This is a genomic window from Megasphaera sp. AF13-6AC (assembly GCF_027685385.1).
Taxonomy (GTDB): Bacteria; Bacillota; Negativicutes; order Veillonellales; family Megasphaeraceae; genus Megasphaera; species Megasphaera micronuciformis.
Window position 1 is genome coordinate 3142 of the sequence record NZ_JAQCUN010000126.1, and the last position, 359, is coordinate 3500.

A 359-nucleotide genomic window follows, 5' to 3' on the forward strand; every position below is an offset into this window, starting at 1 on the left:
GGATCATGATTTGGAAGGTACGCACGTATCTATCGGCGTCGATGTAGCGAAGAAGTACGGCGAATCGAAGGCGGTTATCAATTGTATCGCTTCTCATCACGGCGATGAAGAAGCAACATCTGTTGAAGCGGTTTTGGTAGCGGCAGCCGATGCCGTGTCGGCGGCTCGACCGGGAGCACGTCGGGAAACCTTGGAAAACTACTTGAAGCGATTGGCTAAGTTGGAAGAAATCGCTAAATCTTTCGAAGGCGTTGAAGAGTGTTTCGCTATTCAGGCAGGACGTGAAATTCGCGTAATGGTTAAACCTGAAAAGCTGAACGAAGATGATTGCGTTATCCTCTGCCATGACGTGGCGAAAC

1 protein-coding gene is annotated in these 359 nt (G+C 49.6%); it reads left to right on the forward strand.

Annotated elements, in window-relative coordinates:
* Nucleotides 1-359, forward strand: a 359-nt coding sequence (locus tag PGX78_RS06870; protein WP_270446083.1) for an HD domain-containing protein, incomplete at both ends; no start/stop codon positions are given.